The sequence below is a fragment of the Alphaproteobacteria bacterium LSUCC0719 genome (assembly GCA_040839025.1).
Lineage (GTDB): Bacteria > Pseudomonadota > Alphaproteobacteria > Puniceispirillales > Puniceispirillaceae > UBA8309.
Map to the genome: position 1 here is coordinate 704768 of JBFPJN010000001.1, position 22726 is coordinate 727493.

Consider the following 22726-nt stretch of genomic DNA (forward strand, 5'->3'; position numbering starts at 1 on the left):
CACAGCCTTCATCGCGTTCCTAGCCAATCAGCCGGGTGACATCGAACACAACAAGAACCACCGTCAATCCAAGTAGAATCGCAATCCCCCCGCGAAGCAGAACATTCTGGAGTTCAAGCGGGAGCGGTTTGCCAAAAAGTGCCTCGTAGAAGAAGAATACCAGATGCCCACCATCCAGCGCCGGGATCGGCATCAGATTGATCAGTCCCAGATTGATCGAAATGACCGCAGTCAGCAGGATAAAGGGAATGATCCCCTGCTGCAGCGCAGACCCCGAAATCTTGGCAATGCCAACCGGCCCCTGCACTTCACCTGCCTGCATCTTCCCGGTTCCAAGCCGGGCCAGCCCCCGCAGGATCATCACGGACATTCTGAACGCATCCGACGTCGCCGCGGCCAGGGCGCTGCCTGGAAGGAGACGTTCTCTGCTACCGCCCCCGGCTGATTTGACACCCAGCACCCCCATATAGAGCTGCATGGATTCATTGTATTGGGGTGTCGGTGTGACGGTGAAGTTCATTTCCCTGTCATCGCGCAAAACAGTGAATGCCAAGGGACGGCCGGGACTTTCCACGACAAGACCACGTAGATCGTTGAAATCGCGAACATTGATGCCATCAATGTCAGTAACGAGATCACCGGCCTGCAATCCAGCCTCGGCAGCAGCGCCATCCGGCAAAACCTCGCCGATCTGTGCCGGCAGGAAGATCTTGCCCGCCGTCATATACACCATCGCAAACAGCACAATGCCAAGAATGAAATTGGCGACAGGCCCGGCGGCGACGATGCCTATGCGCCACCACAGACCTGCTCCGGCAAAGCTGCCAGGAACGGTAGCGGCGTCACTGTTGGCGCCTCCGGCCTCGCTTTCATCACCGCGCATGCGAACATAGCCGCCAAGAGGAATCGCCGCGATCCGCCAGCGCGTGCCTGTTTTTGATGATGTCCAGCCATAGATTTCGGGACCGAACCCAATCGAGAACACCTCGACAATTACCCCGGCGCGGCGCGCCATCCAGTAGTGACCAAGCTCGTGGAAGAACACCACCGGGGTCAACAGCAGCAGAAACCCGATGATCAGCTGTAGCGCACTCAGTTCTGGCATGGTGGTAAATGTCTCCTGTTCCGTCTATTCAGCTGTTACGCTCCACACAAGTGCGGGCAAGATCGCGCGCGCGCGCATCAATATCCAAGACCGCGGCAAGGCTTTCAAGATCCCCCGTCGGCGCTTGTTCAAGAACCCGGTCAACAATAGCAGCAATATCGGTAAATCCTATCTGACCGTCAAGAAACGCCTCAACTGCAATCTCGTTTGCCGCGTTCAGAACGGTCGGCATCACACCACCAGCGCGCAGTGCCTGTCTGGCAAGACGAAAACAGGGATATCGCCTGTCGTCCACGGCCGAGAAATCCAGCCGTCCCATCGCTGCCAGATCCAATGGTTCGGGATACCAGTTCAACCTGTCAGGCCAACCAAGAGCATAGGATATCGGGGTTTTCATATCGGCCGTGCCAAGCTGGCCGACAACCGAGCCATCATTGAAATAGATCATCCCATGAATTGCCACCTGAGGATGGATCAACACATCGATCCGTTCACTGTCGATACCGAAAAGCCAGGCTGCCTCGATGACCTCCAGCCCCTTGTTCATCATTGTGGCGCTATCAACAGAAATTTTTCGTCCCATCGACCAGTTGGGGTGCCGAACCGCCTGCGCCGGCGTGATCTCGGAAAACCTGTCCAGTGGCCATTCGCGAAACGGGCCACCTGATGCCGTCAGACAGATATGACGGATAATGTCCATATCTGCAGGCCCCGCGCCGTCTGTCGGAGCGCCGTGTGTCGAAACAGCGTGCCCCGCCCAGCCAAGCCAGCACTGAAAAATGGCACTATGCTCGCTGTCCACAGGCAGCAATCTGGCGCCATGCCGCGCTGCGGTACCGGTTACAAGCGCCCCTGCCGAAACAAGCGATTCCTTGTTCGCAAGCGCCACCGTCTGCCCGGATTCAAGGGCCGCCATTACCGATGGCAATCCAGCCAGACCCACAATGCCCGCAACAACCACATCAACCTTTTCACGCGCCAGCGCTGTACAGGCCGCCTCGCCAACGACAATCTCGATGCCGGACCCTTTCAGGGCTGTTCGCAGGATTTCGATATTTTCATCGGATGCCAGCCCGACATATGCGGGCCGATGACGAAGGGCCTGTTCCGCCAGCAGCTCGGCACCGGAGCCAGCAACAAGCACATGCACATCAAACTTGTCCGGACAGCTTTCGACAAGAGCCAGGGTGCTGGTGCCGATGGACCCCGTGGATCCGAAGATTGAAATTTTTTTCACCACGCCTGAAACCCTAACCGAACCCTGCGGATGGCAGCGCTGCATACCACCTTGTCACACCATATAAAGGCACATCACAGGCAATGTAAGAAGATAGCCGTCAAATCGATCCAGAAACCCGCCATGCCCGGGAATGAGGGTGCCGCTGTCCTTTACCCCGAGATTGCGCTTCAGCGCTGATTCGAGCAAGTCACCACCCTGCGCAAGACCAGATATGATTACCGCCCCAACTACCAGTTCGACCCCTGAGAACGGCAAAAACGGCATGACCAGCAACGAGGCCAATATCGCGCCCAGCACGCCGCCAGCCGCCCCTGATCGGGTCTTGTTCGGAGATATCAGCGGCGCAAGTTTGGCACCGCCGACACGGCGCCCGACAAAATAGGCCGCAATGTCACAGGCCGCCACCACAGCGGCAAGAGCCAACAGGGCGATATGTCCGTCTGTCAGACCAAGCAGTTCACGTGCCGCAAGGATACAGATGACCAATATCGCTATGAACACCGCCGCCAGTCGATTTCGTGACGACATCCATACGAATGTGACAATCAGACCGCCAAACGCCAGAAATACAGGCAGAAGCGACATATTCGTCGCCATTTCCATAGGGCGGATCAGTGGTGTCGGCAGGGAGAAGAAAACAAAATCCAACATCAACACCAGGCGTACGGGCCATGGCAACGCCATCATCACCGCAAACTCCCAGGCCATGACAAGCGCCAGCGGAACCAGCAACCACTGGGCAATGGACTGTGACAGGATGAATAGTGCGATAAGCGGAAGGAATAAAAGAGCGCCAAAAATACGGCGATGCGTTCCGGATGGTGAAGGTGCCACCATGCCGATGTCAGACTGTGCGTCGTTTGTCGGACATCGGTGTCACGTTATCAGACTTTTCACGACCCGCTTCAGCCGAAGCCACAGCATCTCCCCCAAAACGCCGCTCTCGCCCTGAAAACTCCTGGATCGCGGCGTCCAGATCGTCGGCTGTGAAGTCCGGCCATAATTTTGGCGAGAAAAGCAGTTCCGCGTAGGACAGATCCCACAACATGAAATTGGACAGACGCTGTTCACCTCCTGTACGGATCAGCAAATCGATTTCAGGAAGCGGTGACACCTCCATCCGGGATTTCAGAATATCCTCGGTAATATTGCCAGGATCAATAAGACCATTGGCTGCCTCTGTCGCAAGGCTGCGCGCCGCCGACACAATGTCCTGCCGACCACCGAAATCAAGCGCCAGAGACAGATTCAGCCCAGTGTTGGATGCGGTTTCCTGTTCGGCCCACTCGATCAGCTTGCCAAGGTGTGATGCGAGACGCGACCTGTTGCCGATCACCCGCAATTTCACATTTTCAGCATTCAGTTCACTTATATCATTTTCGAGGAAGCCACGAAGCAACCCCATCAGCCCGTCAACTTCGGGTCTTGGACGTGTCCAGTTCTCGCTTGAAAAGGCAAAGGCAGACAGCCACCGGACCCCCCGGTCATGCGCATGTCTGGCAATGGTTTTGAGTGTGTTTGACCCCTGCTGATGACCACGCAACACCGCCACACCGCGCTGACGTGACCAGCGCCGGTTGCCATCCATGATTATGGCCAGATGATGAGGTGGTGTCGGCATGGGTAATGAACACTCCGGTTTCATTGGGCAGGTGGATTGGTCGTCAGACCTGGGTGATTTCCTTTTCTTTATTGGCCAAGGCCTCGTCAATCAGCTTCACATGATCGTCTGTCAGCTTCTGGATGTCGGTCTCGAGATCGTGGCGTTCATCTTCGGAAATCAGACTGTCCTTTTCCATTTTCCGCGCTGCCTCAATGCCATCTCTTCTGACATTGCGAACCGATACACGGGCGGCTTCGGCATAACGACCGGCAACCTTTACCATGTCACGGCGGCGTTCTTCGGACAGATCGGGGATCGGCACGCGGATCAATGTACCTTCAGCCATCGGGTTGAGACCGAGATCCGATTCCCGAATGGCCTTTTCCACCGATGCCGTCAACGACGCATCCCACACTGTTACTGTCAGCAGACGTGGTTCCGGGGCGGAGATATTGCCAACCTGGGTAATCGGCATCTTTGATCCATACGCATCAACCATGATCGGCTCGAGCATGCCGGTCGATGCCCGGCCAGCCCGCAATCCCATGAATTCGGTTTTCAGACTGCTCAGGCTGCCGTCCATACGGCGCTTAATATCATCAAGATCGACCTCGGCCATCTGCCATTCTCCGTTCGCTATCTTCATCGGCACCGCACATCATGTGCATAACGAGCATGATTGTGAAGCGCCAAGACTAAACAAGTCTAACTCACAATGGTGAATTTTCCCTTGTGTTGCAGGACGCGTTCAAAACCGCCGCTGTCTTCAATCGAGAACACAAGTATGGGGATGTTATTCTCACGCGCCAGAGATACGGCCGACGCATCCATTACCCGCAGGTCTTCGGAAAGCACCTGCAGATAGGACAGGCTGTCATAACGGACAGCATCAGGCTCCTTTTCAGGATCGGCAGAATATACGCCATCAACCCGCGTGCCTTTCAGCAGCGCCGCACACCCCATCTCCGAGGCCCGCAGCGCCGCCGCTGTATCCGTGGTAAAGAAGGGATTACCTGTTCCGGCCGCAAAGATGACCACACGCCCCTTTTCGAGGTGGCGCATCGCCCGCCGCCGAATATAGGGCTCGCAAACGGCGCTGATCGGCAGGGCCGACATGACCCGCGTCGGCACGCCGAGTGTTTCCAGCGCATTCTGCATGGCCAGCGCATTCATCACGGTGGCCAGCATTCCCATATAGTCCCCGGTGGCCCGCTCCATCCCCGCAGCGGCGGCGGACATGCCCCGAAAGATATTGCCACCACCGATGACAAGACAGGTTTCCACGCCTGACTCGATGACGTCCCTTACCTCGCGGGCAACGGTGGCAACCATCTCCGGGTCAATCCCATAGGACTGGCTGCCCATCAGGGATTCACCCGAAATTTTCAGTAGAACTCGCGGATACAGATATTGTGATCCGCCGCTGTTGTCATCACCGTCTGTCATGTCAATCTCCGGGTGAACGCCAGGACACTACCGGATCAGGACAGCTGCGCTGCCACCTCGGCCGCAAAGTCCGTTTCTTCCTTCTCGATGCCCTCGCCAAGATTAAAGCGGACGAAACCTGTCAACGCAATCTCTGCGCCGGTTTCCTTTCCTGCATTGGCAACAACATCGGCAATCCGTGTTTCGCCGTCGATCACCGAGGTCTGCTCAAGAAGAACCACTTCCTGATAATACTTCTTCATCCGGCCCTCGACCATCTTCTCGGCGATCTCCTGCGGCTTGCCGGATGCTTTTGCCTGTTCGATCAGAACATCGCGCTCACGCTGAACCGCGTCGGCATCAAGATCCTCAACCGAAAGGCTGGCTGGCGATGTCGCTGCAATATGCATGGCGACTTGCTTGCCAAGACCTTCAAGCGCATCCGCACCGGCACTCGACTCAAGCGCGACCAGAACGCCAATACGTCCAAGGCCCGGCGCCGTTGAATTGTGCATGTAGGGAACAACTGTGCCCGAACCGACCGAAAGCTTGGCCATCCGACGAAGCGACATGTTCTCGCCAATGGTGGCGATCTTGTTTGTCAGTTCTTCTGCAACATTGCGGCCTGTCTCGGGGTAGTCGACCGCTGCCAGCGCATCCAGATCATCAACATCAAGCGACAGCTTTGCCAATGTTGCGGCGAATTCCTGGAATTCGGTATTGCGGGCAACAAAGTCGGTCTCGGCATTGAGTTCGATAACCGCGCCCCTGGTGCCGTCCACGCAGAAGGCGACAAGTCCTTCCGAGGCCACACGCCCGGATTTCTTGGCGGCTGTTGCCAGACCCTTGGTGCGAAGCCAGTCAATCGCCGCCTCCATATCGCCATTGGTCTCGGCAAGTGCCTTTTTGCAATCCATCATGCCGGCGCCGGATTTTTCGCGAAGTTCCTTAACAAGTGCAGCTGTCACGCTCATCATCATGTTCCTGTGTTGAATGGTGTTGATTTCGATATGGTCTTCACATACCAAACCGCCCCGTTCCCGGGGCGGTCGTTGATTTCAATGTCACACGGCAGAACCGCGCCTAGCTTGCGGCTTCCTCGCCAGCGGCCTCGACTGCAGGTGCTGCGTCTTCTGCGGCTGGCGCCTCCTCAGCTGCCGGGGCCTCTTCCGCTGCAGGAGCAGCCTCTTCGGACGCTGCCTCGCTCACGGCCGCCTCGGCCGGTGCCTCGCTTGCCTCGCCGACGTCACCGCCGCTCTTCATCAGCTCGGTCTGCAGACCATCAAGAACGGCTGCCTGCGCAAGCTCGCAATAGAAGGAAATGGCACGCATCGCATCGTCATTTCCCGGAACGATATAGTCCACACCTTCCGGCTTGGCATTGGAGTCGACAATGGCAATCACCGGAATGCCGAGACGATTGGCTTCCTCAACGGCAATGGCTTCCTTGTTGGTGTCGATGATGAACAGCATATCTGGCAGGCCGCCCATTTCCTTGATCCCGCCAAGGGTCAGCTCCAGCTTGTCGCGTTCGCGTGTCAGCTGCAGAACTTCCTTCTTGGTCAGCTGGTTGATCTCGTCGCTTTCCATCCGCGCTTCGAGATCGCGAAGCCGGCGGATCGAGCGTGACACGGTCGCCCAGTTTGTCATCATGCCGCCAAGCCAGCGGTGGTTGACGTAATACTGACCACAATTGCGTGCTGTCTCGGCAATCTTGTCAGCTGCGGCGCGTTTTGTTCCGACGAACAGCACGCGGCCACCGCGCGACGTAACATCGCTCAGCGCCTTCAGCGCGGCATGCAGCATCGGCACGGTCTGTTGCAGGTCAAGGATGTGGATCTTGTTACGCTCGCCGAAAATGAACGGCTTCATGCGCGGGTTCCAGCGACGGGTGCTGTGACCGAAATGAACGCCAGCTTCAAGCATCTGGCGCATGGAAAAGGTTGGCAGAGACATTCTGAAAAACTCCTGTTCTCCGGTTGAGCCTCCATGCAGGAAATGAAAGGCCACCTGGCCCTCACCGGAATGCCCCCTGTCGACTGCTGCCGACGGGCGCGAGCCCGCATGTGTGAATTGCGTGTGGTCTACCCAAAGCAGCGTGGAAATGCAAGCCGAAATCCGGCCCCGTCATCACCCCGGCAAAACAGCCTACAGATCCCTGACTTCCATCACCCCGGGAAGCTGGCGAAGAGATTGTCTGATCTCACCGCTCAGCTTGTAACGCCCGGGCAGTGCAATGCTCACCGCCTTGCCGTCCCACTCCATCTGCAGCTTCACCTCGGCCTGCCCGGGGCCGTCATCTGCAAGAAGCGATTTCAGGGCTGACAGAGGCCGGTCGTCCTGAACCACGACGCCCACACCGCCATTCCATGCCGCGATCGCATCATCAAGCGCCTGCACGCGCGCCGCCGTCAAACGGGGACCGTTTTCCTCAAGGCGCAGATTGGCCGCGACCAGCACCGGCATGTCGCTGTCCAGCAATTCCTGGCTTTCGGCCAGAATGTCGGCAAAAAACGTAACCTCGAACATGCCCGTCTGGTCGGTGAACTGGACAAAGGCAAATTTGTTGCCACGCTGCGAGATACGAACCTGTTTCGATGTGACCGATCCGGCAAGATGAACCCGTGGCTTGACCACACGCGATTCGATCATTTCGGCAAGTGCGGCTGCCGATGTCACCTGCAACCGGTCAAGCCGCCCCACATAGCCGTCAAGTGGATGGGCGGACAGATACAGGCCGAGCGCATCAAACTCCTCGCGCAACCTGTCCATGCCGCCCCAGTCATCGCAACTCCGAAGCCGCACTGTGCTGTCCAGCGCGTCATCACCCCCGAACAGATTGTCCTGGCTTGATTGCGAGTCGCGCCACATGGCCTCGGCATGGCCAAGAATACCGTCTATATTTTCAACAAGTTCACGCCTGTTGGCGTGCAGACCGTCAAGCGCACCAGCGCGAATCAGATGTTCGATCTGACGCCTGTTTGCGGCTTCACGCGGCAGACGGCACAGGAAATCCGACAGATCGGCAAAGACGCCATTGGCCTCCCGTTCCTCGACAAGACGCGACATCGCCTCGGCGCCAACATTGCGAATGGCGCCAAGCGCATATCTGATCGCCGCCCCACCGCCATTCTGCGGCGGTTCGACCGTAAAGCTGGCACCTGAATGGTTGACGTCCGGCGGCAGAACCGGAATGCCGGCCCGCTGGCATTCCTGTCTGAAGGCAGCCAGCTTGTCGGTGCTGCCGGCATCAAGCGCCATCGAGGCGGCGATGAACTCCTCGGGATAATTCGCCTTAAGATAGGCGGTTTGATATGACACCAGCGCATAGGCGGCCGCATGCGACTTGTTGAAGCCATAGCCGGCAAAAGCGGCAATCTGGTCAAACACATCGGACGCCAGCTGCTCCGTCAGATCATTCGCCACCGACCCGGCGATGAAGGTCTGGCGCTGTTTGTCCATCTCGGCCTTGATCTTCTTGCCCATGGCGCGCCGCAGCAGATCAGCGCCGCCAAGCGTATAGCCGGCAAGCACGCGCGCCGCCTGCTGCACCTGCTCCTGATAGATCATGATCCCGTAGGTTTCAGCCAGAACAGGTTCCAGTGCCGGATGCATGTAGGTGACAAGTGACGGGTCATGCTTGCGCGCCACATAATGTTTGATGTTCTCGATTGGCCCGGGCCGATAGAGCGCGACAACAGCGATAATGTCTTCGAACCTGTCCGGTTTCAGTCCTTTCAGAACATCCCTCATGCCGGCCGATTCAAGCTGGAACACCCCGACTGTTTCGCCGGCGGACAGCATCTCGAACGTCTTCGCATCATCAAGCGGGATCGAGGCAAGATCGATCTCGGTTCCGCGCGCCGCGAGAAACGCCACGGCGCGGTCCAGAACCGTCAGCGTCTTCAGTCCGAGAAAGTCGAATTTCACCAGCCCGGCATTTTCAACCCATTTCATGTTGAACTGCGTTACCGGCATCGGCGAGCGGGGGTCGCGGTAGAGCGGCACAAGCTGTTCAAGCGGGCGATCACCGATCACCAGCCCTGCTGCGTGGGTCGAGGCATGGCGGAACAGGCCTTCGATTTTCATCGAGGTGTCGATCAACTCGGCAACCTGCTCGTCCTCACGGCGCTGCCGACGCAAATCCTCTTCGCCTTCAAGCGCCTGCGCAATGGTGGTCGGATTGGCCGGGTTGTTGGGTATCAGCTTGGCAATCCGGTCGACCTGCGAATAGGGCATTTCCAGAACCCGCCCAACATCGCGAAGCGCGGCGCGGGCCTGCAGGGATCCAAAGGTGATGATCTGTGCAACACGATCATAGCCATATTTTTCCTGAACATAGGCGATGACCTCGTCACGCCGGTCCTGACAGAAATCGATATCGAAATCAGGCATCGACACACGTTCCGGATTGAGAAACCGTTCGAACAGCAAGCCCCACCGCAACGGGTCAAGGTCCGTGATCGACAGCGCCCAGGCAACGACCGACCCGGCACCGGATCCCCGTCCCGGCCCCACCGGGATGCCCTGGCGCTTGGCCCATTGAATGAAATCGGCGACGATCAGGAAATAGCCGGGGAATCCCATCTGACCAATCACACCAAGTTCGTAGGCAAGCCTCTCCCGATAGGGGGTGGCAGCCTCGTCACGCGCCGCCTGATCCATCGCGGCCTCGAATACATGGCGTTGCAACCGGTCCTCCAGCCCCAATTCGGACTGCCGGCGCAGTTCGGCTTCTTCATTCAGCCCGCTTTCGGCCTGGAATGGAGGCAGGATCGGGTCTCGCTTCTCGGCCATGACGCTGCAACGCTGCGCAATGACCAGAGTGTTGCGTATTGCCTCCGGTACATCTGCGAACAGCGCCGCCATTTCGTCAGCCGTCTTGAAATAATGTTCGGCCGAAAAGCGACGGCGGTCATCTTCGGCCAGTTTACGTCCGGTGCCGATGCACACGAGGACGTCATGCGGAACCTCCATGTCACGGCTTTCGAAGCGGCAATCATTGGTGGCCACAAGCGGCAGCCCCGTACTCAGCGCCGCATCCAGAAGGATTGGCTCGGCCCGCTGTTCCGAAGCCAGACCATGACGCTGAAGCTCGATATAGACATTGCCCGGAAGCGCCTTCGACAGCGCGCCGAGGCGCGCGGCAACCAGGCTTGCCTGACCATCCGCCGCCGCCCGGCCGACAAAGCCGTTTTCACTGCCACCGGTCAGCAGAATCACCCCCTCGCCAGCCTCCATCAGGGATGTGACCGGGATGACCGGTTCATCCCCCCCTTCGACAGACAGCAGTGCCTGTGAATTCAACCGGCACAACGTTGTATATCCAGCTTCGGTCTGCGCCAGCAGAACCACCTCGCCGATACCCCGTTCATCACCAAGCAGACATTCCAGACCAATGATCGGCTGTACGCCCGCCGCCATCATCATCTGCGAGAATTCCAGCGCCCCAAACATGTTGTTGCTGTCGGTGATGGCAACGGCTGGCTGCGAATCACCCGTGGCAAGCGCCGCAAGCTGCTTCAGACGAAGCGTTGATTCCGCCAGGGAATAGGCTGAATGCACGCGCAAATGCACAAATGACGTGGGCATGGGGTCCGTCCGATGGAATTGATACCCGCAGGATATCGCAGCGCGCAGACCGGGCAAACTGCTTTTACCGCGCCAGCCCGGTCAGGATGCTCAGAGTTCGACGATCTGACCGTTCCGGATCGTCAAACGCCTGTCCATTGTCGCCGCCAGACGCTCATTATGGGTCACGATCAGGGCCGCTGCGCCGGTACCGCGCACAATCTTCTTCAGGTGCTGGAACACATCGTCGGCGGTGTCGGGATCGAGATTGCCCGTTGGCTCATCTGCCAGCAGCACACGCGGCGCATTGGCCACGGCGCGGGCGATGGCAACACGCTGCTGCTCGCCGCCTGACAGGGTGCCGGGTCGATGCTCGCGCCGGTCGGCGAGGCCAACCATGCCAAGAAGCTGTTCCGCGCGTGTTTCGGCTTCCAGACGTGACAGCCCGCCCAGCATCTGGGGAATCATTACATTCTCAAGCGCCGAAAATTCCGGCAACAGCCGGTGGAACTGAAACACGAACCCGACATGGCTGCCGCGAAGACGTCCACGACGACGACCGTTCAGAGCCCCTGTCGGTGTGCCGTCGATGATCACATCACCGCTGGTGGGGCGTTCCAGAAGACCGGCTATATTCAGCAATGTCGACTTTCCAGACCCGGACGGCCCAACCAGCGCGGTCATCTCGCCGCCCCGAATGGACAGGCTAGCCTCACGAAGGACATTGATGACCGTGCCACCCTGCTGGTACTGCCGGCTGACCTGCTGCATCTCCAGCCTGATCTTGCCGTTGCCGTTCGGATTATTCATTGCGAAGCACCTCGGCCGGCGCAATCCTGCCGGCCCGCCATGCAGGATAGAGGCTGGCAAGGAATGACAGGGCCAGCGCCATCGCGATGACAAGACCGACTTCGGTCGGGTCTACCTGCGCCGGCAAGGTTGACAGGAAATAGATCTCGGCGGCAAACAGCTCGGCCCCGGAAATCGATTCGATAAAACCCTGGATCGACCCGATCTTCCAACAGAACAGCAGACCGAGAACCGTACCGGCAAGCGTGCCGATGATGCCGATGCTGGCCCCTGTCATCAGGAAGATCCGCATAATCGTCCCGGCACCGGCCCCCATCGTCCGCAACACCGCGATATCGGCATGTTTCGAGCGAACCAGCATGATCATCGACGAGATGATGTTGAACGCCGCAACCAATATGATCAGCGTCAGGATCAGGAACATCACATTGCGTTCGACCCGCAGGGCATTGATGAAGGTTCTGTTGCGCTGCAACCAGTCAAAGGCCCGAAGATCGCCGCTCAGCCTGTCCGCAACCAAGATCCGGAATATACCGATGTTCTGCGGGTCGTCCGTGTAGATTTCCAGTCCCGACGCACGCCCCTTCATCCCAAGAAAATCATCCGCCATGACAAGCGGCATAAACACGAAACTGGTGTCATATTCATGCATCCCGACATCGAAAATACCCGCCACCCGAAAGGTACGACGCTTTGGCAATGTGCCGAATGCGGTTGCCTCGCCGCGGGCCGCCGTCAGCGTGATCGTGTCACCGACAGCCGCGCCGGTCTTGAACGCCATGCCCTTGCCGATCAGCACCCCTTCGGCATTTCGAAACGCCTCGATTGCCGACTTGTCGAGCGCATCCCACAAGGGGCGGCGTGCCGCGAGGTCGGACCACCTCACCCCCCGGATCACCGCCCCGATATTGACCGCGGCGCGCGTCACCATGACCTGTCCCTCGATCTGCGGGGTAACAGCGATCACACCGGGTATTTCAGCCAGACTGATCGACAGATCATCAAAATTCTCGATTCCACGGTTCTCGGTGGCATAGACACCGACATGACCGTTCAACCCCAGAATCCGGCCAATCAATTCGGCCCGAAACCCGTTCATCACCGACATCACAATAATCAATGTCGCAACGCCAAGCGTAATACCAGCGAGCGAAAACCAGGCGATGACGGAAATGAATCCCTCTGCCCGGCGTGCCCGCATATAGCGCATCGCCAACAGCCGCTCGACAGGGGAAAACAGGCGCATCAGGTTCCTTTCATCATGCGAAACGTGTCATCATGCCAAAATCGCGGGCTGACACGCCGCCGGGTTTGGGTGCCGTATGGCGCTAACCCGCCAGAGCGTCGTCAATGGCCACCATGCTAAGCGCGGATTCTGGCGAAACTTCGACGCTTTCGCCCGTTGCCCTGTTCTTGACCTCGACGACACCATTCGCCATGCCACGCGGGCCGACAACGATCTGCCACGGGATACCAATCAGATCAATACTCGCCAGCTTTGCGCCCGGCCTCTCGTCGCGATCATCCAGAAGCGGATCGCAGCCACCGGCGATCAGCTTGCCATACAGATCTTCGGCACAGGCCGAACAGGCCGCATCATCCGGCTTCAGGTTCACAACAGCCACATCAAACGGTGCCACAGCGCGTGGCCAGATAATGCCCTTGTCATCGTGGCTGGCCTCGATGATGCCACCGACAAGGCGAGACACCCCAATTCCATAGGATCCCATATGGACGGCAATATTGGCACCATCCGGCCCGGCAACGGTTGCACCCATCGCGGCAGAGTATTTCTCGCCAAAATAGAAGATATGCCCCACCTCGATACCGCGCAGGCTCATCAGCTTGTCTGCGGGGACGGGGCAGTTGGCCGGATCGTGCTTTTCATCGGCGCGGGCATAGAGCGCGGTGAAACGGTCGACAACGGGCTGCAGATCCTCGGTATAATCAACACTCGCCACAAGATCGGCATTCAGCCAGTCCTGGTGAAAATAGACGCCGCTTTCACCGGTTTCGGCGAGGATGATGAATTCGTGACTCATGTCACCGCCGATCGGGCCTGTTTCGGCCTCCATCGGGATGGCTGTCAGCCCCATCCTGGCAAAGGTCTTCAGATAGGACACGAACATCCGGTTATAGGCCTCGCGCGCCCGGTCGGCATCAAGGTCGAATGAATAGGCATCCTTCATCAGAAATTCCCGCCCGCGCATGATTCCGAAACGCGGCCTCACCTCGTCGCGGAACTTCCATTGAATGTGATACAGGTTGAGCGGCAGAGCCTTGTAGCTGCGAACATGGGCACGGAAAATATCGGTGACCTGTTCTTCGTTCGTCGGACCATACAGCATGTCACGGTCGTGGCGGTCACGGATCCGCAGCATTTCCGCGCCGTAATCATCATACCGCCCTGATTCCTGCCACAGTTCGGCAGGTTGAATTGTCGGCATCATGATTTCCAGGGCGCCAGCGCGGTTCTGCTCTTCACGGACGATTTGCGCAATCTTGTCGAGAACCTTCTTGCCAAGCGGAAGCCAGGAATAGATGCCCGCACTGGACTGCTGGATCATGCCGGCACGAAGCATCAGCCGGTGCGAGGCGATCTGGGCCTCTTTCGGCGTTTCCTTGAGCAGGGGCAGAAAATAGTGACTGAGACGCATGAAGCTGGCCTTTCAATCGGGTGATACCGGCCGCGCCAATCTAAGGCGATGCCGGGCCCGATGCAAGACACCCGCGCCCGCATTGCCACCTGCCACCGGGATTACCTGAAAGCTGGCAGACCAGTGGGGTCGAAAACGCCCTCGACAAGCGACGCTGTGACATCTTCAAGCCGTGACGGATGCCAGACAGCATCATTGGTCTTGTCGATCAAAACCGCGCGGACACCGTCCTGAAAATCGGGACGCTGCGTCATCCTGATGGCAAGATGATAATCAAGCGCCAGCGCCGCCGGGATATCCGCAATATCTGGCCCCAATTCAAGAAGCCTGGCAAATACATGCATGCTCATCGGGCATCTGGTCGACAGCGCGGTGTGCAGCGTCGCCGCGAACCTGTCGTCCCTGAGGCGCGCCAGATCACCGGCACGATCACGCATTGCTGCAAGATCCTGCCCGTCGAAAACATGATCGATGGTGGCGCGCTGCGCGTGCAGTGGCGGCACACCCGGATCGACCCTGAAACCGGCGATGACATCGTCGATATCGGCGCTGTCACAGCCAAGCAATGCCTGGCGCAGTGCCAGCATGCTGTCGGATGGCACCATTGCGCCGGCAAGCCCCAGCATCAGGCAGTCGGCAGCACCAATGATGTGACCGGTCAGACCGAGACACAGCGCCACGGGGCGTGGACACCGCCCCAGAAACACACTCGCCCCGGCGTCGGGAAACAACCCGATGGCGGCTTCCGGCATCGCAAAGCGGGTGGTGTCACTGACGACGGCGTGCGTGCTGCACTGCATCAGTCCGGCACCGCCACCCATCGTGATCCCGTCAGCGAGGCAGACAACAGGCTTTGGAAATTCATAAACCGCGAGATGTGCGCCATATTCAGCCTGAAAATGGTCTGTCAACCGATCATAGTCACCTGCGCCGGCAATGGCATGGAGATCGCGGACATCCCCGCCAGCGCAAAATGCGCGTAGCTCCGACCCCGCCATCACGACATGACCGATCGCGCTGTCAGCCGCCCAGATATCCAATTGCCGACGAAGCGCCGCCGCCATTTCGGCGCTGAGTGCGTTCAGCGCGCGCGGCCGGTCAAGAAGAACCAGCCCTGCCCTGTCATGGATGGAAAAACGGATATGATCCTGCTGCATTGCGTCCTGTCCTGTTGGTGGCTATATCTCGGATACCTGTTTTGTGGTCGCTGGCAAGTGCGGGGGCCACTATAACGCTTGGCGGTCAGGACCGCCAACGTCGGCCTGTCACGCCGGCAAATGGAGTCGAGATGAGCAGAGGTCAATACCCGGCCACCAGGATGCGTCGGAACAGAATGAAGGCATTTTCTCGCCGCCTGATGGCTGAAAACCGTCTTGGTGTGGATGATCTGATCTGGCCTATGTTCGTGATTGAAGGCGACGATCTTTCGGAACCGGTGGATTCGATGCCGGGCGTAACCCGTCTCAGCATAGACAGGCTAGTTGCACAGGCTGGCGAGGCTGTGCATCTTGACATTCCCGCGATCGCCATCTTCCCGTCGATTGATGCGGCGCTGAAGGATGCGGACGGGGCACTGGCCTGTGACGGTGACAATCTTGTCTGCCGGGCCGTTCGCGCCGTAAAGGCTGCCTGTCCCGATCTTGGCGTTATTTGTGATGTGGCATTGGACCCCTATACCGATCACGGGCATGACGGGGTGTTTCGCAACGGCGAGATTGCGAATGACGAAACCGTTGCGATCCTGTGCCAGCAGGCCATTCAACAGGCCAATGCCGGCTGTGACATCATTGCGCCATCCGACATGATGGATGGTCGTGTGGCCGCCATCCGCGCAGCGCTTGACGATGCCGGGCACCAGAATGTCCAGATCATGTCCTATGCCGCCAAATATGCATCAGGATTTTACGGCCCGTTCCGCAGTGCCGTTCGCGCCGGGGCGCTTGCCGGCACCGACGGCAAATCCACCTACCAGATGGACCCGGCAAACAGTGACGAGGCCATGCACGAGATCGCACTGGACCTTGATGAGGGTGCCGACATGGTCATCGTCAAACCCGGCATGCCCTATCTTGATATCCTTGCCCGTGCCAAGGCCGAATTCGGCGTCCCCTGTGTCGCCTATCAGGTATCGGGGGAATATGCGATGATCACGGCCGCCGGCCAGCGGGGCTGGCTGGATGAAGACCGCGTCATGATGGAAAGCCTGATAGCCTTCAAACGTGCCGGTGCCGACGCGGTTCTGACCTATTTTGCGCCGCGTATCGCGCGGTTGCTTCGCGCCCAGTCGGAATGACACCCGGCTTCAGACCCACTCGCAGGACAGACCATGACAGTCTCCGCAACCGATATTCAGACAGCTTCCGAACACCTTGAAGGCCATATCATTCGGACACCCTTTGTTGCGGCACCGGCGCTGTCGGGCATGCTTGGATGCGATATCAGGCTGAAGCTTGAAAATTTGCAACATACCTCGTCATTCAAGGCCCGCGGCGCCTTTATCGCCATGCGCGCCCTGCCCGACGAATCCCGCAAACGTGGTGTGATAACCATGTCGGCTGGCAACCACGCCCAGGCGGTTGCCTATCATGCACGCCAGATGGGGATCCCGGCGGTCATTGTAATGCCGGCCCAGACCCCGTTCGCCAAGGTGTCACGGACCCGTGCCCATGGCGCCGAAGTGGTTCTGGAGGGCCGCAACCTGAATGAATGCGAGGGTCTCGTCAATCGCCTGATCGAGGAACGCGGGCTGTCTCTGATCCATCCCTATGATGACGAGCTGGTGATGACCGGCCAGGGTTCGGTCGGTCTGGAGATGCTGACCGAGGATGACAATCTTGATGCCATCGTCGTTCCGATTGGCGGCGGCGGACTGATTGGGGGCATTGCCACCATCGTGCGGGAACTCCGCCCGAATATCAGGATCTATGGTGTTCAGACCGAACTCTATCCGGCGATGAAGCTTGCCGTTGCCAATCAGGACATCGTCTGTGGCGGCGAGACACTTGCCGAAGGCATCGCTGTCAAGAAACCCGGAGGCGTCACCAGACCGGTTGTCGCCAATCTGGTCGATGACATTCTGCTGGTGAACGAACAATCCCTTGAATGGGCCGTCGGCAGCCTGATTGAACAGCAGCGCGTTGTCGCCGAAGGTGCCGGCGCTGCCGGCATTGCCGCTCTCTACCAGCATCGCTCGTCATTCGCCGGCAAGAAGGTTGGGGTTGTAATCTGCGGCGGCAATATAGACCCGCGTCTGCTGGCATCGATCCTGAATCGCAACATGGCAAGCGACGGCAGGCTGGCAAGACTGCGGATCGACATCTCGGACGAGCCGGGAATGCTGGCCGCCATCACAGCATCGATCGGACGATGCGGCGGCAATATCGTCGAAATCTATCATCAGCGTCTGTTCTATGACGTGCCTGCCAAGCTTGCCAAGATCGACGCCGTTGTCGAAACACGGGGGCCAGATCATGTCGACGAGATCATCGCCGATCTGAAGGCGGCCAACTTCATTGTTCATCAGATGGATGACAGTTCCGGCGGCTAGCGTCGTGGGTGCGGCATCTGTTGCCTTGCCCTTGCATCGAAAACAGGACAGCCTTGCAGGATGGATCAGGACAAACGACTTCATCAGCTGCCACCATTACAGATGCGGCTCAGCATGCGATCGGACTGCCCTTATATCAGTGGGCGGACCGAACAGCGTGTTGCGGTCGATATATCGGAAAATCCGCTATTGCATGATGAGCTGGCGCGCGCCGGTTTCCGCCGGGTTGAAAACTGGGTCTACAAGCCGGTCTGCCCGCAATGTCAGGCCTGTCTTCCCTGGCGGGTCGACACCGCGCGGTTCAAGCCCGGTCGCAATCTGTCCCGGATCCGGAAAACCAACCGTGATCTGACGCGGTCAATCGGGTCGATCCGCCCGACGAACGAGCAATACCGGCTGTTCCTTGACTATATTCGCGGGCGTCATCATGACGGTCAGATGGCGAATATGGGGCGTGATGATTTCATCGCAATGATCGAGAACAGCCCGATTGAAACCTTCGTTGTCAATTACCGCAATGATGACGGACAGCTTGTCGGCTGCGTTCTTGCCGATGTTCAGGAAGACGGGCTGAGCGCTGTCTACTCCTTTTTCGACCCGGCGCAGGCCAACCGCTCGCTTGGCACCTTCATGATTCTTGATCTGATAGATTACGCGCAGGAACGCGGCATGCCGTGGCTGTATCTCGGCTATTATGTGCCAGGAAGCCAGAAGATGATGTATAAATCACGCTTCCAGCCAGCCGAAGTCTATATCGACGGGCGCTGGCGCGCCTATGACGAAACCAACTGACCGCACCACCACCTGACCGTCAGGTGAAGCGCGCCGGGCGCGGAAACCCTGTCGGCGGCATCTTGCCGGCACCAGCCCGCTTGCCAAGCCAGTTTGTCAGATCCGTTTCGGTGCGGGTGCGCCCGCCTCCCGCCTTCCATGACAGGCCCTTTTCCGCGCTGTAGACGGTGACGTCGGCCAGACCGCCATCCTTGAACCGTTGCAGGATCACACCCTTGCCGCGGCTCATTTCCGGCACTTCGGAAAGCGGGAACACCAACAGCTTGCGATTGACCCCGACCGTGGCGACCATGTCGCCATCGACAACACAGCAGGCAACAGCGCGCGCCGTGCCGGAAATGTTCAGAACCTGCTTGCCGGACCTTGTCTGCGCCAGCGCCGCTTCTGTTGGCACCACCAGACCGTGGCCAGTGCTGGCGGCAACAAGCAGTTGCTGTCCTTCGGCCTTCAGCAGGCGAACGATATCGACATCCGCCGGCAGATCGACCATCAGGCTGACAGGTTCACCAAAGCCACGCCCCCGCGGCAGCTTGTCACCTGCCAGCGTGTAAAATCTGCCATTCTCGGCAAACAGCAGGATTTTGTCGGTTGTCTCGGCATGAAGGATAAAGCCGGGACCGTCGCCTTCCTTGTATTTGAATTCGGCCTCGAGATCCTGATGGCCCTTCATGGCGCGAATCCATCCCTTTTCCGAACAGATCACCGTTATCGGTTCGCGCTCAACCAGAATTTCCGCAGCATCAAGGTCGATTTCAGGTGCTTCGGCGCAGTCGGTCCGGCGGCTGTCGGACCCGACAAAGCTGGCCTTCATTTCACGGATTTCGGCGGTAATTCGCTGCCATTGAAGTGACTTGTCACCAACAAGAGCGGCAAGTTCCTCGCGTTCGGCAATCAGACTGTCTCTTTCTGCCTTCAACGCCATTTCCTCAAGCCGGCGCAATGAGCGCAGGCGCATGTCGAGAATGGCAGTTGCCTGTGCATCCGTCAGCGAGAACCGTTCTACCAGCCTGACGCGCGGATTGTCCGCCTCGCGAATAATGGCGATGACTTCGTCAAGGTTGAGAAAGACGACAAGATAGCCTTCCAGAACCTCAAGCCGTGCCGCGATCTTGCCAAGCCGGAATTCCGAGCGCCGGACAAGAACAACGCGGCGATGTACCAGCCAGGCATTCAGCGCCTCGCGGAGCGTCATCACACCGGGCCGCCCGTCAGCATCGAGAACGTTGAGGTTCAACGGCACACGAGTTTCAAGATCGGTCAGCTTGAACAGGCTTTCCATCACCACCTCGGGTTCAAGGCGTCGTGATTTGGGTTCAAGAACAATGCGAATGTCTTCAGCCGATTCGTCACGGATGTCAGCCAGAAACGGTACTTTCTTGGCCTGTAGCATGTCCGCCATGCGTTCAATCAGACGCGACTTCTGGACCTGATAGGGAATCTCGGTCACGGCAATCTGCCAGCCGCCACCCTTTTCCCTTTCCACCGACCAGCGGGCCCGCACCCTGAAGCCACCGCGACCAGTGGCATAGGCCTCGCGGATCGTCGCCTCCGGTTCGACCAGAATGCCGCCTGTGGGAAAGTCGGGACCACGGACAAACTGCATGAGCGTATCGACCGAGGCATTGGGATGTTTGATCAGATGCAACGCAGCGTCGGCAAGCTCGATGATGTTATGGGGCGGAATTGATGTTGCCATGCCAACGGCAATGCCCTGCGCACCATTGGCAAGCAGATTTGGAATCCCGGCCGGCAGCAGACTCGGCTCCTCGGATTCGCCATCATAGGTTGGCCGGAAATCAACCGTGTCCTCGTCGATCCCGTCAAGAAGCCGCTGTGCAACCTCGGTCATCCGTGCCTCGGTATAGCGCATGGCGGCAGCGTTATCGCCGTCGATATTGCCGAAATTGCCCTGCCCGTCGACAAGCCGGTAGCGCATCGCGAATTCCTGCGCCAGACGCACCATGGCGTCATAGATGGCGGCGTCTCCATGCGGGTGGAATTTACCCATGACGTCGCCAACAACCCTGGCCGATTTCTTGAACCCCTGATCGGGATCGAGTCGAAGCTGCCGCATCGCGTAAAGCAAACGGCGGTGGACCGGTTTCAGACCATCGCGGACATCGGGAAGCGAACGCGAGGTAATGGTCGACAGCGCATAGGCAAGATAACGCTCGCTCAGCGCCTCGGAGAATGCCGTATCGACAATCTGGCCATCACCCTCGACTGTCACATCATCTGTCATGCGCGGTTAACTCCTCGGTCATCGCGGCGCTCGACACTGGCCTGCCCGATTAAGACAGGTCCAAGCCGCGAACGCCAATATATGGTCGGTTTTATACCGTGGAACCCCCATATATGCCAGCCACCATATCGGCCAATCGGCGACGTTGTGGCGGCAGATCGACATGATAGGAGGCAAAGACGCGGCGTTCCAGAAAATGTCCGGTCAGGGCAAGGCCGGCGTCAAAATCATGCCGGTTGCAGGCCACCCCGCCAAGAAACCGTGGCAGGGCGAGCATGCGACCGGTGAATTCACCGGCCTCCCCCTCGGACACGGCCCGGCCCGATTTCGGACTGACATGCGCCAGCCTTCCTGTCTGGCCGGTTACTGCGCAATGTTCCAGATCGAGCCGAAACCCGACAGATTGAAGCAGACCAAGCTCCCAGCGAATATAACCTTCGAGCCAGCGATTGTCCGGGTCTTCCAGACGCAGCAATTGCAACAGCGCGCCTGTCGCCTCGAACAACACCGGCTGTGCCTCGCGTTCGGGCAGGCTGCCATCCAGCAGCGCACAGGCCGATGCCACCGCAGACAGTCGCAACGCATCATCAAGGAGCAGCGCCGTTACCGGATCATCGAGTTCGATCGTGAACTGGCCAAGCTGTTCCACCAGCCGGGCACGCCAGCTGGCGCGCACCAGATTGCCGGGTTGCAGAACGCCGCGCATCTTTGCCGAGCTGGCGCCGCGGACAAGGCCGGCATGCCGGCCCTGGGTTGCTGTCAGAACGCTGACAAGCGCGCTGTTTTCGCCATAGGGGCGGACCGATAATATCAGCGCCTCATCCGCCCATTCAGGCATTATAATCCAGATCCCAGACCGAATAGCGCGCTGCATCGTCCATCCAGTCCTTGCGAACCTTGACATGGCTCATCAGATGGATGCGACGTCCAAGCGCCTCTTCAAGCTCGATCCGCGCCGACATGCCAATACGCCTGATTGTTGCGCCGCGCTTGCCAAGGATAATCCCGCGATGACCCTCGCGCGCCACATAGATCGACAGCCTTACCGTGGCACTGCCATCATCCAGTTCCTCCCATTTCTCGGTCTCGACGGTGAGTTGATAGGGAAGTTCCTGATGAAGGTTGAGAAACAGTTTCTCGCGCATGATTTCGGCCGCAAGAAGCCGCATCGGCATATCCGACAGATCATCCGGGTCAAACAGATACGGACCCTGTGGCATGCTGCCCGCCAGCCAGTCTCGCAGATCGTCGATGCCATTGCCCGTCGTGGCGGACACCATGAAGACACGTTCGAAGTCATATTTCTGCGACAGCTCGTTCGCGCGCTCCAGCAGCCGTTCCTGGGGCGCCAGATCAATCTTGTTCAGCACCAGCGATGCCCGGCGACCGGATTGCGCCAGTTCCTCGACAATGCGCATCGTATCCTCGTCAATCTCCCGCCGCGCGCAGTCGTGAAGCAGCAGCAACACATCGCCATCCTCGGCCCCTTTCCATGCGGCGCTGACCATTGCCCGGTCCAGACGTCGCTTCGGCTGGAAAATCCCGGGGGTGTCGATGAAGATAATCTGTGACTCCCCTTCCATCGCAATGCCGCGAACGCGCGACCGGGTTGTCTGAACCTTTGGCGTCACGATCGACACCTTGGTACCGACCATGGCGTTCATCAGCGTCGATTTTCCGGCATTCGGGGCACCGATCAGGGCCACAAATCCAGCGCGCGTTGTCATCGATGCC

At 58.7% G+C, this 22726-nt stretch carries 19 protein-coding genes; 3 read left to right on the top strand and 16 right to left on the bottom strand.

Translation table 11 applies throughout. The features are described from left to right. Positions 1-19 precede the first annotated feature (19 nt). The 13 genes from rseP to AB3X55_03460 all read right to left on the bottom strand — a co-directional run bounded on the left by rseP (position 20) and on the right by AB3X55_03460 (position 15568). The gene (gene rseP, locus AB3X55_03400) at positions 20-1105 is read right to left on the bottom strand and encodes an RIP metalloprotease RseP (protein MEX0502622.1); all 1086 of its coding nucleotides are present in this window, start codon (positions 1103-1105) and stop codon (positions 20-22) included. Between the two features lie 28 nt (positions 1106-1133). Then, a complete protein-coding gene (gene dxr, locus AB3X55_03405) occupies positions 1134-2387 on the bottom strand; it encodes a 1-deoxy-D-xylulose-5-phosphate reductoisomerase (protein MEX0502623.1) in 1254 nt (417 codons plus the stop codon). A 9-nt stretch (positions 2388-2396) separates the two neighbouring features. Next, on the bottom strand, positions 2397-3182 hold the full coding sequence (locus AB3X55_03410) for a phosphatidate cytidylyltransferase (GenBank protein ID MEX0502624.1): 786 nt from the start codon (positions 3180-3182) through the stop codon (positions 2397-2399). Between the two features lie 7 nt (positions 3183-3189). Next, positions 3190-3966, bottom strand: a complete 777-nt coding sequence (gene uppS / locus AB3X55_03415; GenBank protein ID MEX0502625.1) for a polyprenyl diphosphate synthase — start codon at positions 3964-3966, stop codon at positions 3190-3192. A gap of 43 nt (positions 3967-4009) precedes the next feature. Then, a complete protein-coding gene (gene frr / locus AB3X55_03420) occupies positions 4010-4567 on the bottom strand; it encodes a ribosome recycling factor (protein ID MEX0502626.1) in 558 nt (185 codons plus the stop codon). Between the two features lie 86 nt (positions 4568-4653). Then, positions 4654-5394 (bottom strand): UMP kinase, encoded by a 741-nt coding sequence (pyrH, locus tag AB3X55_03425; protein ID MEX0502627.1) that lies wholly within the window; start codon positions 5392-5394, stop codon positions 4654-4656. Positions 5395-5429: 35 nt separating this feature from the next. Further along, the gene (tsf, locus tag AB3X55_03430; GenBank protein ID MEX0502628.1) at positions 5430-6350 is read right to left on the bottom strand and encodes a translation elongation factor Ts; all 921 of its coding nucleotides are present in this window, start codon (positions 6348-6350) and stop codon (positions 5430-5432) included. 106 nt (positions 6351-6456) lie between these two features. Further along, complete coding sequence (rpsB, locus tag AB3X55_03435) at positions 6457-7329, bottom strand: 30S ribosomal protein S2 (protein ID MEX0502629.1); 873 nt, start codon at positions 7327-7329, stop codon at positions 6457-6459. 192 nt (positions 7330-7521) lie between these two features. After that, positions 7522-10965 carry a DNA polymerase III subunit alpha gene (dnaE, locus tag AB3X55_03440; protein MEX0502630.1) on the bottom strand — a complete coding sequence of 1148 codons (3444 nt, stop codon included), beginning with the start codon at positions 10963-10965 and terminating at the stop codon, positions 7522-7524. 90 nt (positions 10966-11055) lie between these two features. Then, positions 11056-11754 carry an ABC transporter ATP-binding protein gene (locus AB3X55_03445; protein ID MEX0502631.1) on the bottom strand — a complete coding sequence of 233 codons (699 nt, stop codon included), beginning with the start codon at positions 11752-11754 and terminating at the stop codon, positions 11056-11058. Continuing rightward, positions 11747-13000 (bottom strand): lipoprotein-releasing ABC transporter permease subunit, encoded by a 1254-nt coding sequence (locus AB3X55_03450; protein ID MEX0502632.1) that lies wholly within the window; start codon positions 12998-13000, stop codon positions 11747-11749. The genes AB3X55_03445 and AB3X55_03450 overlap by 8 nt, the downstream gene beginning before the upstream one ends. A gap of 82 nt (positions 13001-13082) precedes the next feature. After that, positions 13083-14411 carry a proline--tRNA ligase gene (gene proS, locus AB3X55_03455; protein ID MEX0502633.1) on the bottom strand — a complete coding sequence of 443 codons (1329 nt, stop codon included), beginning with the start codon at positions 14409-14411 and terminating at the stop codon, positions 13083-13085. Between the two features lie 101 nt (positions 14412-14512). Then, positions 14513-15568 carry an enoyl-CoA hydratase/isomerase family protein gene (locus tag AB3X55_03460; protein ID MEX0502634.1) on the bottom strand — a complete coding sequence of 352 codons (1056 nt, stop codon included), beginning with the start codon at positions 15566-15568 and terminating at the stop codon, positions 14513-14515. Positions 15569-15699: 131 nt separating this feature from the next. Here AB3X55_03460 and hemB point away from each other — a divergent pair, with 131 nt between their 5' ends. The 3 genes from hemB to AB3X55_03475 are packed head-to-tail and all read left to right on the top strand — an operon-like array spanning position 15700 to position 18750. Next, positions 15700-16704, top strand: coding sequence for a porphobilinogen synthase (gene hemB / locus AB3X55_03465; GenBank protein ID MEX0502635.1), 1005 nt, complete (start codon positions 15700-15702; stop codon positions 16702-16704). Between the two features lie 33 nt (positions 16705-16737). Further along, positions 16738-17958, top strand: a complete 1221-nt coding sequence (locus AB3X55_03470) for a threonine ammonia-lyase (protein ID MEX0502636.1) — start codon at positions 16738-16740, stop codon at positions 17956-17958. Between the two features lie 60 nt (positions 17959-18018). After that, positions 18019-18750, top strand: a complete 732-nt coding sequence (locus tag AB3X55_03475; GenBank protein ID MEX0502637.1) for an arginyltransferase — start codon at positions 18019-18021, stop codon at positions 18748-18750. 19 nt (positions 18751-18769) lie between these two features. Here the strand turns inward: AB3X55_03475 and parC are convergent, their stop codons facing one another. The 3 genes from parC to era form a co-directional block, all read right to left on the bottom strand. After that, positions 18770-20992 (bottom strand): DNA topoisomerase IV subunit A, encoded by a 2223-nt coding sequence (gene parC / locus AB3X55_03480; protein ID MEX0502638.1) that lies wholly within the window; start codon positions 20990-20992, stop codon positions 18770-18772. A 91-nt stretch (positions 20993-21083) separates the two neighbouring features. Beyond that, positions 21084-21830, bottom strand: a complete 747-nt coding sequence (recO, locus tag AB3X55_03485; protein ID MEX0502639.1) for a DNA repair protein RecO — start codon at positions 21828-21830, stop codon at positions 21084-21086. Beyond that, positions 21823-22719: a GTPase Era gene (era, locus tag AB3X55_03490; GenBank protein ID MEX0502640.1), complete on the bottom strand. Its 897-nt coding sequence runs from the start codon at positions 22717-22719 to the stop codon at positions 21823-21825. Before era ends, recO begins: the two co-directional genes overlap by 8 nt. Positions 22720-22726: the final 7 nt, after the last annotated feature.

Bases quoted from the DNA above. Each gene is read 5' to 3' on its own strand.
- rseP (MEX0502622.1), bottom strand. From the start codon at position 1,105: ATGCCAGAACTGAGTGCGCTACAGCTGATCATCGGGTTTCTGCTGCTG.
- dxr (MEX0502623.1), bottom strand. From the start codon at position 2,387: ATGCAGCGCTGCCATCCGCAGGGTTCGGTTAGGGTTTCAGGCGTGGTG.
- AB3X55_03410 (MEX0502624.1), bottom strand. From the start codon at position 3,182: ATGGTGGCACCTTCACCATCCGGAACGCATCGCCGTATTTTTGGCGCT.
- uppS (MEX0502625.1), bottom strand. From the start codon at position 3,966: ATGCCGACACCACCTCATCATCTGGCCATAATCATGGATGGCAACCGG.
- frr (MEX0502626.1), bottom strand. From the start codon at position 4,567: ATGGCCGAGGTCGATCTTGATGATATTAAGCGCCGTATGGACGGCAGC.
- pyrH (MEX0502627.1), bottom strand. From the start codon at position 5,394: ATGACAGACGGTGATGACAACAGCGGCGGATCACAATATCTGTATCCG.
- tsf (MEX0502628.1), bottom strand. From the start codon at position 6,350: ATGATGAGCGTGACAGCTGCACTTGTTAAGGAACTTCGCGAAAAATCC.
- rpsB (MEX0502629.1), bottom strand. From the start codon at position 7,329: ATGTCTCTGCCAACCTTTTCCATGCGCCAGATGCTTGAAGCTGGCGTT.
- dnaE (MEX0502630.1), bottom strand. From the start codon at position 10,965: ATGCCCACGTCATTTGTGCATTTGCGCGTGCATTCAGCCTATTCCCTG.
- AB3X55_03445 (MEX0502631.1), bottom strand. From the start codon at position 11,754: ATGAATAATCCGAACGGCAACGGCAAGATCAGGCTGGAGATGCAGCAG.
- AB3X55_03450 (MEX0502632.1), bottom strand. From the start codon at position 13,000: ATGCGCCTGTTTTCCCCTGTCGAGCGGCTGTTGGCGATGCGCTATATG.
- proS (MEX0502633.1), bottom strand. From the start codon at position 14,411: ATGCGTCTCAGTCACTATTTTCTGCCCCTGCTCAAGGAAACGCCGAAA.
- AB3X55_03460 (MEX0502634.1), bottom strand. From the start codon at position 15,568: ATGCAGCAGGATCATATCCGTTTTTCCATCCATGACAGGGCAGGGCTG.
- hemB (MEX0502635.1), top strand. From the start codon at position 15,700: ATGAGCAGAGGTCAATACCCGGCCACCAGGATGCGTCGGAACAGAATG.
- AB3X55_03470 (MEX0502636.1), top strand. From the start codon at position 16,738: ATGACAGTCTCCGCAACCGATATTCAGACAGCTTCCGAACACCTTGAA.
- AB3X55_03475 (MEX0502637.1), top strand. From the start codon at position 18,019: ATGGATCAGGACAAACGACTTCATCAGCTGCCACCATTACAGATGCGG.
- parC (MEX0502638.1), bottom strand. From the start codon at position 20,992: ATGACAGATGATGTGACAGTCGAGGGTGATGGCCAGATTGTCGATACG.
- recO (MEX0502639.1), bottom strand. From the start codon at position 21,830: ATGCCTGAATGGGCGGATGAGGCGCTGATATTATCGGTCCGCCCCTAT.
- era (MEX0502640.1), bottom strand. From the start codon at position 22,719: ATGACAACGCGCGCTGGATTTGTGGCCCTGATCGGTGCCCCGAATGCC.